13 protein-coding genes and 2 pseudogenes are annotated in these 16,953 nt (G+C 67.8%); 8 read left to right on the forward strand and 7 right to left on the reverse strand.

The window, feature by feature from the left end; translation table 11 throughout:
- Positions 1 to 676, reverse strand: a pseudogene (locus JCR33_RS25135) (helix-turn-helix domain-containing protein); the annotation flags it as partial.
- 104 nt (positions 677 to 780) lie between these two features.
- Between JCR33_RS25135 and JCR33_RS21420 the strand changes: the two are divergent.
- Positions 781 to 1,288 (forward strand): annotated as a pseudogene (locus tag JCR33_RS21420) (DDE-type integrase/transposase/recombinase); the annotation flags it as partial.
- Positions 1,289 to 1,472: 184 nt separating this feature from the next.
- Here the strand turns inward: JCR33_RS21420 and JCR33_RS21425 are convergent.
- Both JCR33_RS21425 and JCR33_RS21430 read right to left on the reverse strand, forming a co-directional pair.
- Complete coding sequence (locus tag JCR33_RS21425; RefSeq protein WP_198884180.1) at positions 1,473 to 2,297, reverse strand: GAF domain-containing protein; 825 nt, start codon at positions 2,295 to 2,297, stop codon at positions 1,473 to 1,475.
- Positions 2,298 to 2,532: 235 nt separating this feature from the next.
- Complete coding sequence (locus JCR33_RS21430) at positions 2,533 to 3,465, reverse strand: polyprenyl synthetase family protein (protein WP_232372753.1); 933 nt, start codon at positions 3,463 to 3,465, stop codon at positions 2,533 to 2,535.
- 253 nt (positions 3,466 to 3,718) lie between these two features.
- On the opposite strand from JCR33_RS21430, the gene JCR33_RS21435 reads away from it, so the two are divergent.
- Positions 3,719 to 3,943 (forward strand): putative signal transducing protein, encoded by a 225-nt coding sequence (locus tag JCR33_RS21435; RefSeq protein WP_198884182.1) that lies wholly within the window; start codon positions 3,719 to 3,721, stop codon positions 3,941 to 3,943.
- Positions 3,944 to 4,194: 251 nt separating this feature from the next.
- On the opposite strand, the gene JCR33_RS21440 is transcribed toward JCR33_RS21435, so the two are convergent.
- Entirely contained in the window at positions 4,195 to 5,079 is an 885-nt protein-coding gene (locus tag JCR33_RS21440; RefSeq protein WP_198884183.1) for a 4-(cytidine 5'-diphospho)-2-C-methyl-D-erythritol kinase, read from the reverse strand.
- A 687-nt stretch (positions 5,080 to 5,766) separates the two neighbouring features.
- Complete coding sequence (locus JCR33_RS25575) at positions 5,767 to 7,569, reverse strand: tetratricopeptide repeat protein (RefSeq protein ID WP_198884184.1); 1,803 nt, start codon at positions 7,567 to 7,569, stop codon at positions 5,767 to 5,769.
- Positions 7,570 to 7,747: 178 nt separating this feature from the next.
- Between JCR33_RS25575 and ppdK the strand changes: the two genes are divergently transcribed.
- Positions 7,748 to 10,405 (forward strand): pyruvate, phosphate dikinase, encoded by a 2,658-nt coding sequence (ppdK, locus tag JCR33_RS21450; RefSeq protein WP_198884185.1) that lies wholly within the window; start codon positions 7,748 to 7,750, stop codon positions 10,403 to 10,405.
- Between the two features lie 54 nt (positions 10,406 to 10,459).
- On the opposite strand, the gene JCR33_RS21455 is transcribed toward ppdK, so the two are convergent.
- The gene (locus JCR33_RS21455) at positions 10,460 to 12,244 is read right to left on the reverse strand and encodes a helix-turn-helix domain-containing protein (RefSeq protein ID WP_198884186.1); all 1,785 of its coding nucleotides are present in this window, start codon (positions 12,242 to 12,244) and stop codon (positions 10,460 to 10,462) included.
- A 163-nt stretch (positions 12,245 to 12,407) separates the two neighbouring features.
- Between JCR33_RS21455 and JCR33_RS21460 the strand changes: the two genes are divergently transcribed.
- Positions 12,408 to 13,373 carry a M48 family metalloprotease gene (locus tag JCR33_RS21460; RefSeq protein WP_198884187.1) on the forward strand — a complete coding sequence of 322 codons (966 nt, stop codon included), beginning with the start codon at positions 12,408 to 12,410 and terminating at the stop codon, positions 13,371 to 13,373.
- Entirely contained in the window at positions 13,370 to 13,867 is a 498-nt protein-coding gene (locus JCR33_RS21465) for a hypothetical protein (protein WP_198884188.1), read from the forward strand. Before JCR33_RS21460 ends, JCR33_RS21465 begins: the two co-directional genes overlap by 4 nt.
- A gap of 8 nt (positions 13,868 to 13,875) precedes the next feature.
- On the opposite strand, the gene JCR33_RS21470 is transcribed toward JCR33_RS21465, so the two are convergent.
- Positions 13,876 to 14,019 (reverse strand): hypothetical protein, encoded by a 144-nt coding sequence (locus JCR33_RS21470; protein ID WP_198884189.1) that lies wholly within the window; start codon positions 14,017 to 14,019, stop codon positions 13,876 to 13,878.
- Positions 14,020 to 14,667: 648 nt separating this feature from the next.
- Between JCR33_RS21470 and JCR33_RS21475 the strand changes: the two genes are divergently transcribed.
- From JCR33_RS21475 to JCR33_RS24750, 3 genes are all read left to right on the forward strand, one after another.
- Positions 14,668 to 14,922: a hypothetical protein gene (locus JCR33_RS21475; RefSeq protein WP_198884190.1), complete on the forward strand. Its 255-nt coding sequence runs from the start codon at positions 14,668 to 14,670 to the stop codon at positions 14,920 to 14,922.
- A 260-nt stretch (positions 14,923 to 15,182) separates the two neighbouring features.
- Positions 15,183 to 15,674, forward strand: a complete 492-nt coding sequence (gene dps, locus JCR33_RS21480) for a DNA starvation/stationary phase protection protein Dps (protein ID WP_211110494.1) — start codon at positions 15,183 to 15,185, stop codon at positions 15,672 to 15,674.
- Between the two features lie 110 nt (positions 15,675 to 15,784).
- Positions 15,785 to 16,909: a cell wall hydrolase gene (locus JCR33_RS24750; RefSeq protein ID WP_232372748.1), complete on the forward strand. Its 1,125-nt coding sequence runs from the start codon at positions 15,785 to 15,787 to the stop codon at positions 16,907 to 16,909.
- Positions 16,910 to 16,953 lie beyond the last annotated feature (44 nt).

Genomic DNA, 16,953 nt, shown 5'->3' on the forward strand with positions numbered 1-16,953 from the left:
CCGCCGTAAGTGGGTCAGATTTGGATCGGCGTTGACAGCGGATTGGACGGAACCTGATGCTCCACGAACGAAGCCGTTCCTGAACCGCGTAGGCGAATAACTCCTGGCCGCGATCGGTCTGGATGCGCTGGATCGAGACGGGTATCTCTTCGACCAGCTGGTCGAGAAACGTCGGCGTCGACTTCGCCGGCCGGTTTCGGAAAAGGGCCGATCACCTGATAACGTCAGCAGTCGTCGATCGCGGTGTACTGGGAGCGTCGAGGGCCGATCGTGTAGACGTCCATCTGCACCCGATCGCCCGGAAGAGGGCGCGAGTAGCGCTTGCGGCCCTTGCGGACGAGCCGGCGGCGCTTCAGTCGGTTCAGATCGAACCGGCAGAGCACCTTGTGGATCGTGTCGATAGCGAGCCGCAGTCCGTCAAGGCGTATCCGTTCGTTGCGTAGCCGTTTGACGCCGAGCCTGCGTTTCCGTCGCAGGTCGAGAATGCGCTGCTCCTGCGCATCGAACATTTTCGGCCTGGCGAACGATGCGGTCGCCGGCTGCGATCCTCCAGCCCCGCGATCCCGTTGGCACGATATCGGTGCCACCACTTGCGCAGCGTCGGGCGAGAGATCCCGCACCGGCGACACGTCAGTCCTGCGTCACCGGTACGCTCGTAGGTCCTCACCCGCACCAAATCTTGCCGCTGGCGTCATCGCTCCCTCAATCGACCGGGGCGGGAGGAAGTTGCCGGACTTCTGCATCCTCAAGCGGTGAAACGATGTCTGCGAACTTCACACGTTGGTGAGTGAACGGCGCCGGTTCAGTTACCGGCGGCTTCATATCCTGTTGCGCCGGGAGAGCCTCAAGGTGAACCACAAGAAGCTGTTCCGCCTCTACCGAGAGGAACGGCTGACCGCGCGCCGTCGCGGTGGCCGCAAACGCGCTATGGGAACGCGTATGCCGATGACCTTGCCGCGGGGACCGAACCAGCGCTGGAGCCTCGACTTCGTCTTCGATCAGCTGAGCGACGGACGCCGTTTCCGTGTGCTGGTCACGGTCGACGACTTCAGCCGCGAGTGTCTGGCGCTTGTGGTCGACTCGTAGCTATCGGGCGCTCGGGTGGCGCGGTGAGCCCGACGCCATCATCTCGCAGCGTGGCAAGCCGCGGATGATCGTCAGCGACAATGGCGCCGAACTGACGTCTCGTGCCATCCTTGAATGGCAGGAGGATCGCCGCGTCGAATGGCACCACATCGCGCCGGGCAAACCGATGCAGAACGGCTTCGTCGTGAGCCTGAACGGCCGGTTCCTCCGCAACCGCCCACCGTGCGTCCAACGGTACACGTCTTCGGATCAGCTCTCCGCCCGACCAAACCGGTGCGCAGGGGACATGATGACCATCATTCACGACGTCATGCGGGGGCTCGACGGCCGTTCCCGAAGCACCTCGGCGTGACCGCCGAGCCCCGCGAATCAAAACCCGCCGGGGCCTACGACAGCGGCTGCAGGACCACGCGGTAGCGTAGGCCGTTGGTGCTGAAGAAGGAGGAGACCGTCGCCAGCATCGGCGTCAGCGAATAGTCGCTGTCCATCAGCTCCACCAGCACCGGCCGCATCGACGGCTTGGCGACGCTCGCGATCTGCCGCTCGCAGTTGGCGATCACATAGCTCCAGCCGAGGAGGTGGTCGGAGATCGAGGCGCCGCTCAACGTGTCGGCGCGGGCGCTCAGGGCGAGGCGGGCGGCCTGATTGGCCCAGCTGATGCGCCCGTCGGCGTCGACCTCCAGCACCATCACCGCCGAGGAGGCGGCGACGCGGTCGAACTGGGAGCGCTCCATCGCCCGGGCACGGGCGTGCTGCACGCGCTCCACCTGCATCCCGGCGAAGCGGGCGAGCGACTTCAGCACCCCGACGGCGCTCGCATTCTGCGGGCCGCGGGGCGTGTAGTCGTAGACGCAGATCGCCCCGATCGGCTGGTCGCTCGGCCCGGTGATCGGCGCGCCCATGAAGAAGCGGACGCTCGGATAGGCGATCACCAGCACATTGTCCTTGAAGCGCGGGTGCAGGCTCGCATCCTCCACCACCAGCACGTCGTTCTCGTCGATGATCGCCTGGCAGAAGGAGGCGTTCGGGGCGGTGATGTCGACGTTGTAGCCCTCGGCCGGGACGAGGCCGTAGCAGCGGCCGAGGGTGGGCTCCTCGTCGTCGAGGATGCAGATGAAGCCGGCGGGGCAGCTGAAATATTGCTTGGCGACGCGCACCAGATTGTCGAACTCGTCGGTGCCCGGAGAGGCGTCCGTACCGGCGCCGAACATGTCAAAAGGGGCCAGCCGCGGCCGAGAGGCGCGTCCTCCAACTATAAGGTCCCGTTCGGGCATGTGTGCACCCGTGGCGTCGCAACGACCGGTAGGCTACCAGCCGGTGTCAAGCAGACAGAGCTTTAGACTAGGCGATGTGGGTCATCTTAGCCAAGCACCTTTTCCCCTGTCACTATCTATACGTCATTCGCCCTTTGGTTGCAAGGACGCTCGGCGGTCTTTCGCGACAGGCTCAGTGGAGGCGGGCGACGGCGAAGCCCACCACCTCTTCGAGCGCGGTGCGCATCGGCCGGGCCGGCACGCTGCGCAGATCCGCCACCGCCTTCTCGGCGAATCCGTAGGCCCGGTCGCGCGCGTCGGCGAGGGCGCCGGTCTCCTCCACCCGACGGGCGGCAGCGGCGACGTCCTCGTCGGCCACCTCGCCCCGCTCGATGCAGCGCTCCCAGAAGGCGCGGTCGTCGGCGTCGCCGCGGGCGTAGGCGAGGAGCACCGGCAGCGTCGCCTTCCCCTCGCGCAGGTCGTCGCCCACATTCTTGCCGAGGGCCTCGGCGTCGCCGGAGAAGTCGAGCACGTCGTCGATCAGCTGGAAGGCGAGGCCGAGATGGCGCCCATAGGAGTAGAGCGCCGGCCGATGCTCCGGCGCGCCGGCGAGGATCGGCCCCGCCGCCGTCGCCGCGGCGAAGAGGGCGGCGGTCTTCGCCTCGATCACCGCCATATAGTGGTCCTCGCCCACCGACAGGTCCTTCGCCCCCGCGAGCTGGCGCACCTCGCCCTCCGAGATCGTCGCCGCGGCGCGGGAGAAGACGTCGAGCGCGTCGAGCGAGCCGACTTCCACCATCAGCTTGAAGGCCTGGCCGAGCAGGAAGTCGCCGACGAGCACGCTCGCCTGGTTGCCCCAGATCATCCGGGCGGCGGGCTTGCCACGGCGCATGCCGCTGTCGTCCACCACGTCGTCGTGGAGGAGGGTGGCGGTGTGCATGTACTCCACGGCGGTGGCGAGCATGACGTCGCCGTCGCCGCGATAGTCGAACAGCGCCGCGGTGCCGAGCGTCAGCATCGGCCGGATGCGCTTGCCACCGGAGGAGATCAGGTGGTTGGCGACCTCCGGGATCATCGTCACGTCGGAACCGACGTGCTCCAGGATCAGGGCGTTGACCTTGCCCATCCGATCGGCGACGCTTTGCACCAATCGATCGATGCTGGCGGCGGTCGGTCGTTCTGCGGAAAGTGGCGCCGTCACGATAGCTGGCCGTTGTCTGTCATGGGCGGGACCATAGGCGCGCGCCGCGGGGCCGGCAAGCACTGCGGGCGCCGCGCGCGCCATCGCTCGGCCGAGCGTTGCGGCGATGCCGCGAGCGGGGCCGATTGCACGCAGTGCCGGATTGTCGCACGGGCGTGCCGGCGCGGAAGGATGTCGGGTGGACGAGCTCTTGCGCACCAACGACGTGGTGTTTCTCTCTTTCGTCGAGGCGCTGTTGTCGGATGCGGGCATCGAGCATCTGGTGCTCGACACCAACATGAGTGTGATGGAGGGCTCGATCGGCGTCCTGCCACGCCGCGTCCTCGTCGACAGCACCCGCCTCGCCGAGGCCCGCACCCTCGTCCGCGACGCCGCCCAACCCACCCCGCCGGGGGAGGGGTGAGGTCAACCTGTCTTAATATTTGAGAGGCTTAACCCACAGGCCACCCGCCCAGGCCACGGATTCACTAGGCTACGAACTCAAGAGCCCGGGTCGATCCACTAGCGCGCTTGCCGCTCAGGTTGGATCAACCTGAGCGAAAAGCAATCGTGCCAGATCTGGAGAGCGAGCACGCTTTTCCCGCTCAACCTGATCCAGGTGAGCGGGACGTGCTCTATGGCCCTTCGGTAGATCGCCGCGGTGCCCCCGCCCCATCAATCCCCCCCAACACCCCCGCACGCCACCCACCATTGCGGCGAGGTGCGGCGGAGCGCCGTGGCCGCGGCGTCGCGGGCGGCCGGGCTCGTGTAGAGGCCGAACACCGTCGCGCCGGAGCCCGACATGCGGGCGAGCACGGCGCCAGTTTCGCGCAGCGCCGTCGTCGCCGTCGCGATCGTCGGGGCGACGGTGACGGCCGCCGCTTCGAGATCGTTGCGCGTTGATCTCAGCCAGTCGAGGAGGCCGGCGGCGTCGTCGGGGGGCGGGGCGTCGGGGAGGGGAGGGTTGTCGCGGCGGGCGAGGGCGCCGAAGACCGCCCCCGTCGCCACCGCCACGCCGGGATTGACGAGGAGGATCGGAAGTTCGGGCAGGCGCAGCGGCGTCAGCCTCTCGCCGATCCCCGCCATCCGGCACGATCCGCCATGAAGGCACACCGGCACATCGGCGCCGAGGGCGAGGGCGGGCGCGGCGAAGGTCGCCCGATCGATCCCCCGATGCGCGGCGGCCGCCGTGAGCACCGCCGCCGCGTCGGCCGAGCCGCCGCCGATGCCGGAGGCGACGGGAAGGTGTTTGTCGAGCCGCACCGCCCGGATGCCGCCGGCAACGCGCGCCGCCCGCACTACCAGATTATCGGCGTCGGCCGGCACGTCGCCGGCGAAGGGACCGGCGAGCGTCAGGTGCGGCGTCTCCGCCGGTCCGAAATGCACCTCGAGCGTGTCGGCCGTCCGCGGGCCGTCGCCCACCGGCCGGGCGAAGGCGACGACACTGTCGAGAAGGTGATAGCCGTCGGCCCGCCGCCCCGTCACGTGCAGCGCCAGGTTGATCTTGGCCCGGGCGCTCACCCGAACGACAGGGGCGGTGTGCCCGTCCGTTTCGTCCATCACTGGTGGATCGACCGAGACATTCGAGTCCCGCCTTTCGTGTCGGCTGAATCCGGTCAAGTTATTCAAACGGCTCGACACGTCGATCCACACGACAGGCACGCCGGTGATTCGGCCCATGTAGATCGAACCGCTGGCGTACCGGTCCGCATGCCAATCCCGCCGATCCTGCCCCGGCTATCCCGCCCGGGCGTCTCATACACCCCATCGCGCCGGGCGATTCATGCCGGCCGGCGCGTGGCGGGCCGTTCCTCGGCAGCCGACCGGGCCGTGCGAGGCTCGACCCCATTCCGCACGGTGCCGCGAGCCGCCGCGAAGCACCGCGAGGGAGGCAACGAGCCGTCGCCAGAGCCCCTTCGCGACCAGAAGTTCGCAACGAGAGTGTCCACGAGGAGCCTTCACGACCACTCGCCCACAATCCCGAGCCCAAGCCCACGAAGCCCAAGCCCACGAAGCCCGAGCCCACGGAGCCCAAGCCCACCGAGCCAAGCCCACCGAGCCAAGCCCACCGAGCCAAGCCCACCGAGCCAAGCCCACCGAGCCAAGCCCACCGAGCCAAGCCCACCGAGCCAAGCCCACCGAAGCCCAAGCCCGCAGAACTCGCGCCCAACCGACCGGAGCTCACGGACCCGGCGTCGCCCGAGCCGAGCCCGGGCGCTCGCGCGCCGCGGCGGCCTCGTGCGGCGCCTACTCCACCGAGGAGGTGCCGGCGTTCTCCTCCGCCCCGTCGGCGCTGCCGCCGGCGTCGGCGGCCTTGCGCGGCTCGCCGTCCTCGTCGAGGCCGAAGGCGAGCTTCTGGGTGATCTTCACGAGGTCCTCCGGCGTCGGCTCGCTGTCGCGCGCGTGGGCCCACTGGAACATCGCCTCCAGCTTGCGCCCCACCTGCCAATAGGCGTCGCCGAGGTGGTCGTTGATCACCGGGTCGCCGGGCTTCAGCTGCACCGCCCGCTCCAGGTGGCGCACCGCGTCCTCCATGCGGCCGAGCCGATAGTAGGCCCAGCCGAGGCTGTCCACGATGTAGCCGTCGTCGGGCCGGGCCTCCACGGCGCGGCGGACCATGCCGAGCGCCTCGTCGAGATTCTCGCCCCGATCGATGTACGAGTAGCCGAGATAGTTCAGCACCAGCGGCTGCTCGGGCTCGAGCTCCAGCGCCTTGCGGAAGTCCTTCTCGGCCGCCGTCCACTGGCCGGTCCGCTCGCGCGCGATGCCGCGATAATAATAGAGCGTCCAGTAGGCCTCCGGCACGTCGCCGAGGGCGGCGATGGAGGTGGTGTAGACCTCGGCGGCGTCGGCGAAGCGCTCCAGCGAGCGGTAGACGTTGCCGAGCGCGATGGCGGTGCCGACGTCGCTCGGCTCGTCCGTCACGAGGCCCTTCAGCAGCGTGATCGCCTCGTCGTGACGGTCGAGGAGGTTGAGGTTCAGCGCCTCCTGCACCACCGCGTTGCGGCGCATCGGCTCGTTCTCGGGGATGCTCCGGTAGACGGCGATCGCCGCCTCGTTCTGGTCCATCGCCTCGAGCACCTGGCCGAGCGCCATCGCCGGAAAGTAGGCGCCGGGGGAGAGGTAGAGGGCCATCTGGAGGAGGCTCGCGGCGAAGGTGTCGCCGCCCTCGCGGCCGACGGCGCTGCCGATGCCGTAGAGCGCTTCGGCGACGCCCGCCCGCGGCGTTGCGATCTGCGGAGCGACGTCGTGGGCGGCGATCTCCTCGCGCAGCTCGGCGGTGAAGTGGTCGCTGCCGCCGATGCGCGCCTCGAAGGTGCCGATCACGTTGAGGGCGCGCTTCTCCTCGCCGCCGCGGGCGAGGGCGCGGGCGTAGGCGTCCACCACGCGCACGGCGGAGGGGTCGCGCTCGTAGGCGAGGCGCAGCCGGTCCTCGGCGATCTGGTTGAGGCCCGCCTGATCGGCGATCAGCCCGGCGTGGAGGTTGGTGAAGGCGGCGAACCAGGCGGGGCCGTTGAGATCGTCGAGCAGCGTCACCCCCTGGGCGGCGTGGCCCTCGGCGGCCATCGCCCAGGCCGTCATCAGCGTCGACATCAGCTCCTGGAGCTGACCGCCGAGCGCCTTCAGCTTGGCGATCGTCTCCATCGCCTTGTCGTTCTGGCCGAGGCGGAGCTGCTGGACGGTGACGGCGATCAGCGCGACCTGGTCGGTGGGGTTCTCGCGCAGCAGCTCGCGCGACAGCTCGGCGGCCCGGCCGATGTCGCCGCTCGCGACGCTCATCAGCACCGAGCGGTCGAGAAGCTCCGGATTCTCCGGGTCCTTGAGGAGGGCGGACGAGTAGAAGCCGGCGGCCGCGGCGAGGTCCTTGTTGAGGCCGGCGTGCCGCGCCGCGAGGTAGAGGCCCGCGAGCGAGCCGAGCCCGTCGGTCGTCACCGGGGCGACGGCCTCGGCGAGCGGGGAGGGCTCGTTGGCATCGGCGGCGGCGAGGGCACTGCCGAGCGGCAGCACCGCGAGGGCCAGGCCGAGCGAGACCGGGAAACGAATAAACACGGCGGATCCCTTCAGATTCTTGGCGATTGGCACGGCATATCCCCTCTGAGCACTTAGGCGGTGAAGGATAGCCCGACAACCATACTCACGGCTTGATCGAACGGAATACGCCTATGCCCGTTTCCGTTTCTCATTCGCCGCATTATACATTGCTGCAACGCGAAAGGGGAACGATCCGATGGGCAAATGGGTGTACACGTTCGGCGACGGCAAGGCCGAAGGTGATGCGAAGCAGCGTGACCTGTTGGGTGGCAAGGGCGCCAACCTGGCAGAAATGGCGAGCCTCGGGCTGCCCGTCCCGCCCGGCATGACCATCACCACCGAAGTCTGCACCTACTTCTATGAGCATGGCGAATCATATCCGCCGGAGCTCGAGGGCCAGGTGAACGACGCGCTCGACCTGATCGCCGCGTCGACGGGCCGCAGCTTCGGCGACGCCAAGATGCCGCTGCTCGTGTCGGTGCGCTCCGGCGCCCGCATCTCGATGCCGGGCATGATGGACACCGTGCTCAATCTCGGCCTCAACGACACCACCGTCGAAGCCCTCGCCGAGAATGCCGGGGACGAGCGATTCGCCGTCGATTCCTATCGCCGCTTCATCCAGATGTACTCCGACGTGGTGCTCGGCGTTCCCATGCGCCTGTTCGACGAGCACCTCGAGGCGCTCAAGGAGACCCGCGCCGTCGAGCTCGACACCGAGCTCACCGCCGCCGACTGGCGCGAGCTGATCGAGACCTATAAGAGCCTCGTCGCCAAGGAGACCGGCAAGCCCTTCCCGCAGGAACCCAAGGACCAGCTCTGGGGCGCGATCGGCGCCGTGTTCGGCTCCTGGCGCAACGACCGCGCCATCACCTATCGCCGGCTGCATCAGATCCCCGAGCGCTGGGGCACCGCGGTCACCGTCCAGGCGATGGTGTTCGGCAACATGGGCGACACCTCGGCGACCGGCGTCGCCTTCACCCGCAACCCCTCGACCGGCGAGAAGGCGCTCTACGGCGAGTTCCTCATCAACGCGCAAGGCGAGGACGTCGTCGCCGGCATCCGCACCCCGCAGGACATCACCGAGGCCGCCCGCAAGGCCGCCGGCTCCGAGCGTCCCTCGATGGAAAAGGCGCTGCCGGAGGCCTTCGCCGAGTTCAAGGCGGTCTGCGACAAGCTCGAGGCGCACTATCGCGACGTCCAGGATCTCGAGTTCACCATCGAGCGCAACAAGCTGTGGATGCTGCAGACCCGCGCCGGCAAGCGCACCGCCAAGGCGGCGCTGAAGATCGCCGTCGACATGGTGGACGAGGGCATCATTTCCAAGGACGAGGCGGTGAAGCGCATCGAGCCCGCCTCGCTCGACCAGCTCCTCCACCCGACCATCGACCCCACCGCGAAGAAGGAGCTCTTCGCCAAGGCCCTGCCGGCCTCCCCGGGCGCTGCCGCCGGCGAGATCGTGTTCTCGTCGGAGGAGGCGGAGCGCCTCGCCTCGGCCGGCAAGCCCGCCATCCTGTGCCGCATCGAGACGAGCCCTGAGGACATCTCCGGCATGCACGCCGCCCAGGGCATCTTCACGACGCGCGGCGGCATGACGAGCCACGCCGCCGTCGTCGCCCGCGGCATGGGCAAGCCCTGCGTCTCCGGCGCCGGCACCGTGCGCATCAACTACGCGGCCGGCACCATGACGGCGGGCGACACCACCCTCAAGGCGGGCGACTTCGTCACCATCGACGGGGCGACCGGCGAGGTGCTCGTCGGCGAGGTGGCGATGCTGAAGCCCGAGCTCTCGGGCGACTTCCAGCGCATCATGGCCTGGGCGGACGCGGCGCGGCGCATGAAGGTGCGCACCAACGCCGACACCCCCCACGACGCCCGCACCGCCCGCGAGTTCGGCGCCGAGGGCATCGGCCTCTGCCGCACCGAGCACATGTTCTTCGATCCCGCCCGCATCAACGCGATGCGCGAGATGATCCTCGCCGACGACACCGCCGGCCGCCGCGCCGCCCTCGACAAGCTGCTGCCGATGCAGCGCGAGGACTTCACCCAGCTCTTCGAGATCATGGCGGGCCTGCCCGTCACCATCCGCCTGCTCGACCCGCCGCTGCACGAGTTCATCCCGCACGGCGAGGAGGAGATCAAGGAGGTGGCCGCCGCCCTCGGCGTCGATCCCGACAAGCTGCGCAACCGCGCCCGCGCGCTCGCCGAGTTCAACCCGATGCTCGGCCACCGCGGCTGCCGCCTCGCCGTCTCCTACCCGGAGATCGCCGAGATGCAGTCCCGGGCGATCTTCGAGGCGGCCATCGCGGCGGCCCAGAAGACCGGCTCGCCGGTGGTGCCGGAGGTGATGGTGCCCCTCGTCGGCCTCGCCTCGGAGCTGGAGTTCGTCAAGAAGCGGATCGACGCCACGGCGAAGGCGGTGTCGGAGGAGACCGGCCAGACCTTCACCTATCAGGTGGGCACGATGGTGGAGCTGCCGCGCGCCGCGCTCAACGCCGACAGGATCGCGACGTCGGCGGAGTTCTTCTCCTTCGGCACCAACGATCTGACGCAGACGACGTTCGGCATCTCGCGCGACGACGCCGGGGTGTTCCTGGGGTCCTACCTGCGCGAGGCGATCATCGACGTGGACCCGTTCGTATCGATCGACGTCGACGGCGTGGGCGCGCTGGTGAAGATCGCGGCCGAGAAGGGGAGGCAGACCCGCCCCGACATCAAGCTCGGCATCTGCGGCGAGCACGGCGGCGACCCGGCCTCCATCGCCTTCTGCGAGACGGTCGGCCTCGACTACGTGAGCTGCTCCCCGTTCCGCGTGCCGATCGCGCGGTTGGCGGCGGCGCAGGCTGCGCTGGGGTAGGATCGAAGTGGCGGCGCGCGCTCGCCGCCACACCGGGCGCGCTGTTGGGCGACGCTATTCGGCGCCCAACGCCTGCTTCATAATCGAGAGATTGTCCTTGACCGTCGTCGCGAGCAGGCTTGCGTCGGCCTGCGGAAGTCGCATGAGGATCGCTTCGTAGTCTGCGGTGGCCTGTTCCAGGAGCGCGCGCTTTTCCGCTCCCGTCGTGCGTTCGGCAAGATGATAGCGCGAGGTCGCTAGGCTGTTCATGACCATCGACCACCAATCGCGGTGGAGGGCGCGGTCGGAAGCCACCTTGAGCGCCGCCTCCTGCGCGCGGACCGACGCGCGGAGCGTTTCAAGTCCGATGCTCGACGCGTTGTCCGCTCCGAGCTTTTGCAACGCGGTGCCGAGATTGCTCTGGGTTTCGGCCCAGAGCACGGGTGCTTCCTCGGGCTTACGCACGATGAGTGCCTGCTGGTAAGCATCGATCGCCCGTTTCAGATAGCCCGCCCGCGCGGCACCGGTCGCGCACTCCGCGAGGCCGAGGAGTGCGTTGCCCATATTGTTCTTCGTCGATGCCCACTCCATCCCCGGTGCGGCTAGCGAGCGCAGCAGCAGCGACTCCTCGAATGCGTCGACGGCGCGGTTCAGCAGCTGCACGACGTCGGCGCCTTGGCCAAGTCGCGCCAGTCCGTGCAGGGCACAGCCGAGATTATTCTGCGTCTCGGACTGCTTCTCGACGTCGTCCCGGTGTTCATGTCCATCGAGGGAACGCTCGAACGCTGCGATGGCATGCTCGAAAGCGCGCGGCCCTTCGTGGGCGCCGAGCGTCTCGCCCAGGTCCTGCCAGACGATCCCGAGATTGTTGAGCGTCGTAGCCACGTATTCGGCTTCGTCGTTTGCCTCGAAATGGCCGAGCGCATTCTCATAGAGGTCGATGGCCTCGTGCAGCGTATCGGTACGATCCGGGGAGGCTTGGTTGACCGCCAAGCGAGCGAGGGCATCGGCGAGCTGCTTGCAGACGATCGCGTGGGTGTGGCGGGACGGAGCGCTGGCGGTCGCTTCGAACAGCTCGCGGGCAAGGCGGACCGCATGACAGTGTGCGCTTCCGCCGAACCATGCTCCGTGCCGCAACAGTTGCCGAATGAACTCGGTCCCGGTATCGGCCGCCACGGTAGGATCGAGCTCCACAAGGAGACGAAGCGCCGTGGCGAAGTGATTGGCAGCGGCGTCGGCATCCTGGGCGAAGAGGGCGACGCGAGCTTCCATCGTTCGTAGCTGCACAAGTTGCCGAACGGGCTCGGCGAAGCGGGTCGTCGTGTCGGTTCGTGCGCGGCCGAGAAGCTCCTGGGCATCCCTGATGTGGCCTCGCGCAAGGGCGTGCTCGATCCGATCGACATTCTCGACGACGGAAGCATCTTCCGATCTCAGAGCGGTCAACTCTCCACGCAATGTCTGGTAGCTGTCGGCTGCCTCTTCCAGAAAACGCACGTGATCGCTGATCGAAGCCTGCGGGTTGTGATGGCCGAACATCCGCGCCACGAAGCGAAACAGCGCGGCGGATTCTCCATAGGCACGGGTGTAGGCATCATCCGGTGAGCGGTCTGGCCGCCGGCATTCGTCGATGTCGTCGGATGTGAGGTTGAGAGCGACGGCGAGAGCGTCGATCGTGCGCTGCTGCGGACGCTTCACGCGACCGCTCTCAAGATCGGAAATGGTGCTTGCGCGGCCGTTCTCGCCAAATGCTTCGATTGCCAGTTGAAGTTGCGTCCAGCTTTCGATCCCACGCTTTCGCGCGATCAAAGCGCCAAATCGCTCTCCGAACGAATCGCCCACCCGTTGGTCGCGCTGTGACACCGGAGCCCCCAGACGATCTTAGTTTTGACACATCCTAGGCAGTATTGAGTCGCGATGTCGATACCGATAGAAACGGCTACGGCCATAGCGGCGCGATCATTTCGAATTAAGAATAATTTCATGACGAGGGACGGGTCTAATGCGGAATTGGTTGAGAGTGTTAGTGCTGGCGTTTGCCGTTAGTGGGTTGTCCGCAGAGGTACAAGCACAGCGCACACCCATCGCGGAACGGAAAGCCGAGCCAGAACTCAAAAAGATCGTAAATTTAGAAATATATTCTTATTATTTAATGGTTCAGCGTGAAAAGACAGGATTCTGGCCCAAGATTTTGAGAATCGGTAACCCCGAGCGCAAGCTGAGACTCGCGTTCTCTGGGCCAATCAACATCGGTCAGGCGCAATTGGACGTGGAGCGGCGAGCATTTCAGCACATTTTCGGCAAACCCAGTCTTCAATCGGTCATCTTCGGCAAAGGGAGCTGGAACCGTCCGGGCACGCTGCGTCTGAAGTTCCAGAAACGGGCAACTCTTGGACGAAAGCATTGGACAGGCGGTAAGATCAGCCGCTTTTCCAACACAGTTTGGCTGAGCCCCAATGCTTTGGACGAGGCACGGGATTGGGCGATCCAAAAAGCCTACGGCAACGTGCCTCGTTTCCTAGCCCAGCAAGGGGAAATTTTTGAAATATACAATACCGTTGCAGCGCACAGTCGACGCTATGGCGGTAAGACTGTTGGCGATGTGTTGACGGACGAGCAGATCCGATTCCTCATCGCGAGCGAAAGCGCGAACGTGCTCTTCAAAATGATTGTCGACTTCATCGTCGCCCACGAGGCCGGGCACTACTTCCTGCGTCACTATCATATCCGGGATTGTGACCAATTTCGGGCCCAGGAGAGGGCGGCCGATGCCTTCGCCGTCGTCCACCACGTCTATATCGGCCGTAGTGCGCTCGTGCGCGACGTCGGTGGCTTCAGCGGTCTGGCCTCGTTCCAAGCGCGCTTCTCCGACGCTCATATCATCGGCAATGCAAAGGCTGTCTGCGGCTACGACTCGAAGCGGGAACGCTCGGCCAATCTCGTCTCAGTGTACAACAAGGCGGTCGCCTACTTTCGAGCGGCGAGACGATGAGGTTGTCAGGATATCTTGCGCTTGCCGCGATTGTCGCTTGCAGCGTTCCGGCGCTCGCGGTGGCTGCGGAGACGCCGCCGAGGCCGGTCACGCTGACGTTCAGCACGAAACAGCAGCAGTCCGATCCGTCAGGCGCAATGTTCGTCTGCTACAGTCGGGGCGGCGAACTTGGTGGCGCGATCAGTCTTGCGCTGAGCACGATGTCCGGCGCGACGGCGACCAAGCGTTCGGGGGCGTATTGGACCCAGCCGTTCAACTTTGCCGGCGGCGGGCAAGGGCGCGTGGTGCTGAAGGCGAGCATCGCGGACGAGCGGATCAACGGAAACCGTGAGGTCAACGTTGTCCTCACGGCCTTTTCCGATCGGGGCGGCGGTGCGACGGATCGGCAGCCTGCACCGGGCCGGATTGCAGCGTCCGCCCGCAAAACATTTGCGGACGCACTGCTTGTGGCGCTGCGACGGCGGACCCGCTGTATCGACCAGCGCGGGTCGTAGGGCACCCCCTAGTGGGACGCCCTGCCCATCGCAAAGGCGAAGTAGACGATGGCTGTCGCAATGGCAGCGATCGACTTGTCGAGGCCGACGGTCGATGCCGCATAAAGGCCGGAGAGGACGAGGTAGAGTGCTTCGGTCGGGATGAGGTGCATGTGAGATCCTAAGCGTTGGCGGTGAGTGCAGCGGCTGCGTTGTCGACACGCACCTCATCCCACGAGCGGCCCGGCTCACGTGATCCGCGAAACTACGCGAACTCCGGAAGTGATCCGGAAACGGCGCTCGAACCGGCAAAGGCTCCACTCTCAGCCCAAAAATCTTATCCCCGCCCCCTCCACCCCATGCCATCCTCCCCCCGTCGCTCGAGCAAGGGGGGAGGCGTGCCGGACCGTCCGCCGCGAGCTCGAGGGTTTCGGCAGTCGGGGCTGGGTGGGGGCTAACGGACCTCCACCCACCCGGCGAGACCGGGATGCGGAGCTGCCCGAAGGCGCAAAAGGGGAGGGGTTCGCCCATCCCCTCGCGCCGGACCGTCGAAGACGCGCCCACCTTCCGCCGGCGAGCACCGCGGACGGGCGACAGCCAGGGTCGACCCCGAGGTCTTCGAGGCAGCCGTCGGCCACCCGCCGACGAAGCCGCCGTCTCCCGCGAAAACCGAAGGCGGGACGGGTGGGGACGACCTCACCTTCCACTCCAGCGGTCGCCCCCTCGCGTCCCGCCGATCCCCTCCGCTCCTCGTCGGGCCGGAGCGTCGTCGCGCGCCCGCACGTCCGCCCGAGGCATCGCCACCCCAACAGGAAGCCGCCATGAGCCAACGTCAGCGAGACCGCCGCCGCACCGCCAAGGCGTGCCGCACCAAGCAGCCCGCCTGCGCCATGACCTCCAAGGTCCAGTCCGACGCCCGCCGCATCCGCAAGGCGCGCGAGGCCGCCGAGGCGGAGGCGCACCGCAAGCGCGCCGCCGCCGAGCGGCGCCAGTTCGAGGCCGAGCTCGAGGCGATCAACCGCATGGCGCTGCAGTTCGACCGCATCCTGTCCGCCTGCCGCCCGGGCCGCCCGTAGCGCCCATGCGGATGCCGCGTTTCGTGCCAGCCCCGATGCGAATGCCCACACCGCTTTCCGCGCCGATGCTGCTTCCCGCGCCGACGCCGACATCCGACCCGAGGGCCGACCTCGCCGACGCTGCCACCGCACGCCGCCCTCGCATCGCGCGGCAGGCCCACCCGGGGGCCGCCTTGCAGGCGCGGCGAGGGCCGGGGGCGGCGAACTCTTCGTCGACTGAGGCGTTGTTTCACCGCTCACGAAATGGAGATCACGCCCCCATGCAAACCCTCATGCATCCGACGAGCCACGACCTTTCCAAGCAGGTCCGCCAGTCCGTCGTCGGCCTCCTTCAGGACAACCTCGCCGACGGCATCGACCTCGTCTATCAGGTGAAGCAGGCCCACTGGACGCTGCGCGGCCCCAACTTCATCGGCCTGCACGAGCTTCTCGACCAGCTCCACGAACAGGTGGAGGACAAGGTCGACCTCGTCGCCGAGCGCATCTCGGTCCTCGGCGGCCAGGCCGAAGGCACCGTCGAGGCGTCGGCGGGCCGGTCGCGCCTGCCCAAATATCCCCTCGACGCCGTCGCCATCGAGGATCACGTCGCCGCGCTCTCCAAGGCGTTCGCCGCCTACGCCAAGAACCATCGCGCGGCGATCGACGAGGCGAGCGAGGCGGGGGACGAGGCGACCGCCGACCTCTTCACCGAGATCGTGCGCATGGCCGACCGGGCGCTCTGGTTCATCGAGGCGCACAAGCCGGTCGGCTGATCGGCGGCCTTCGCGGCGATGCCTTTACCAAACGGAAAGCACGGTGCGGTCAAATTTGCGGCAGGATGCATCGAAGACATCCTGCGCTCAGGAGTTGTACCGCGTTGCGCTTGGTCGATCTGCCTCACGGAGCCATCCGCCATCATCCCGCCCGGCCGGCTCCCATCTACCTGCCGCCGCCGGCCGGATCCGGAAAACCGCGGCTCTCGGCGCGGCTCTCGGCGACGGTGTCGCCCGGGCGGCGCCGCCCGCTGCGCCGCGTCGCCGCCGCGCTGCCGAAGACGCTGGCGCTCGCCGGCCTCGCCTTCCTCGCCTCCGGGGCGGGGGTCGCCGACACCTCGCTGCTCGCCGCCCTCTCCGGCGACCGGCCGACCTGGCTCGCCGCCGTGCGGGCGCCCGATCCCGGCATCGCCCTGTCGCCCAATGCGAGCCTCTCCGGCACCACCGTCGCCCTCGGCGAGGCGGCGCCCGCGGTCGAGCTCGGCAAGGGCGACCGCCTCATGACGCGGGTCGACCTCACCGCTCCCGGCGTGCGCGGCACCCTCGCGCCGCTCGCCGGCCTCTACGCCGCCGCCGACGTCGCCGCGCTGCCGCGCGTCGCCTTCGTGCGCCCGCCGCAGGACGCGCCCGCCCTCTCCGAACGGGCCCGCGCGACGGCCTCCTCGATGCTCACCGCCTACGCCGCGGACCGCGCCGACATCTCCGAGCCGTTCGAGCTTCTCCTCGGGCCGGAGGCGAGCGCCACCCCGAGCCTGCCCTACGGGGTTGCCGGCAACGGGCGCGACCACTGGTGGTCCGACCGTCCGCTCCCCGCCTCGATCACCAGCGAGGCCTCCCTCAAATGCCTCACCGAGGCGATCTATTTCGAGGCGCGCGGGGAGAGCGAGCTCGGCCAGGAGGCGGTCGCCCAGGTCGTCGTCAACCGCGTCAAGAACCCGGCCTATCCCGACGACATCTGCGCCGTCGTCTACCAGAACCGCACCTGGTACAATCGCTGCCAGTTCACCTTCGCCTGCGACCGGATCAAGGACGTGGTGCGCGACCCGGAGGCGTGGGCCACCGCCGAGAAGGTCGCCAAGCTCTACACCGAGCAGAAGCTCTGGCTCGCCGAGGTCGGCGCGGCCACCCACTACCACGCCACCCGCGTCAGCCCGAAATGGGCCAACATCATGCGCCGCGTGAAGACCATCGGCGACCACGTCTTCTACATGACGCGACACGGCGGCTGGACCTGAGCAGCCATGCATCCGAGATGATTGCCAGGGCACCTTTCTCCGGC

This window comes from Acuticoccus mangrovi (assembly GCF_016411865.1).
Taxonomy (GTDB): Bacteria; Pseudomonadota; Alphaproteobacteria; order Rhizobiales; family Amorphaceae; genus Acuticoccus; species Acuticoccus mangrovi.

What these genes read in the sequence shown, in the direction of transcription:
- JCR33_RS21425 (WP_198884180.1), bottom strand. Translation starts at nt 2,297, where the DNA reads ATGTTCGGCGCCGGTACGGACGCCTCTCCGGGCACCGACGAGTTCGAC.
- JCR33_RS21430 (WP_232372753.1), bottom strand. Translation starts at nt 3,465, where the DNA reads ATGGGCAAGGTCAACGCCCTGATCCTGGAGCACGTCGGTTCCGACGTG.
- JCR33_RS21440 (WP_198884183.1), bottom strand. Translation starts at nt 5,079, where the DNA reads ATGGACGAAACGGACGGGCACACCGCCCCTGTCGTTCGGGTGAGCGCC.
- ppdK (WP_198884185.1), top strand. Translation starts at nt 7,748, where the DNA reads ATGGGCAAATGGGTGTACACGTTCGGCGACGGCAAGGCCGAAGGTGAT.
- JCR33_RS21465 (WP_198884188.1), top strand. Translation starts at nt 13,370, where the DNA reads ATGAGGTTGTCAGGATATCTTGCGCTTGCCGCGATTGTCGCTTGCAGC.
- JCR33_RS21470 (WP_198884189.1), bottom strand. Translation starts at nt 14,019, where the DNA reads ATGCACCTCATCCCGACCGAAGCACTCTACCTCGTCCTCTCCGGCCTT.
- JCR33_RS21475 (WP_198884190.1), top strand. Translation starts at nt 14,668, where the DNA reads ATGAGCCAACGTCAGCGAGACCGCCGCCGCACCGCCAAGGCGTGCCGC.
- dps (WP_211110494.1), top strand. Translation starts at nt 15,183, where the DNA reads ATGCAAACCCTCATGCATCCGACGAGCCACGACCTTTCCAAGCAGGTC.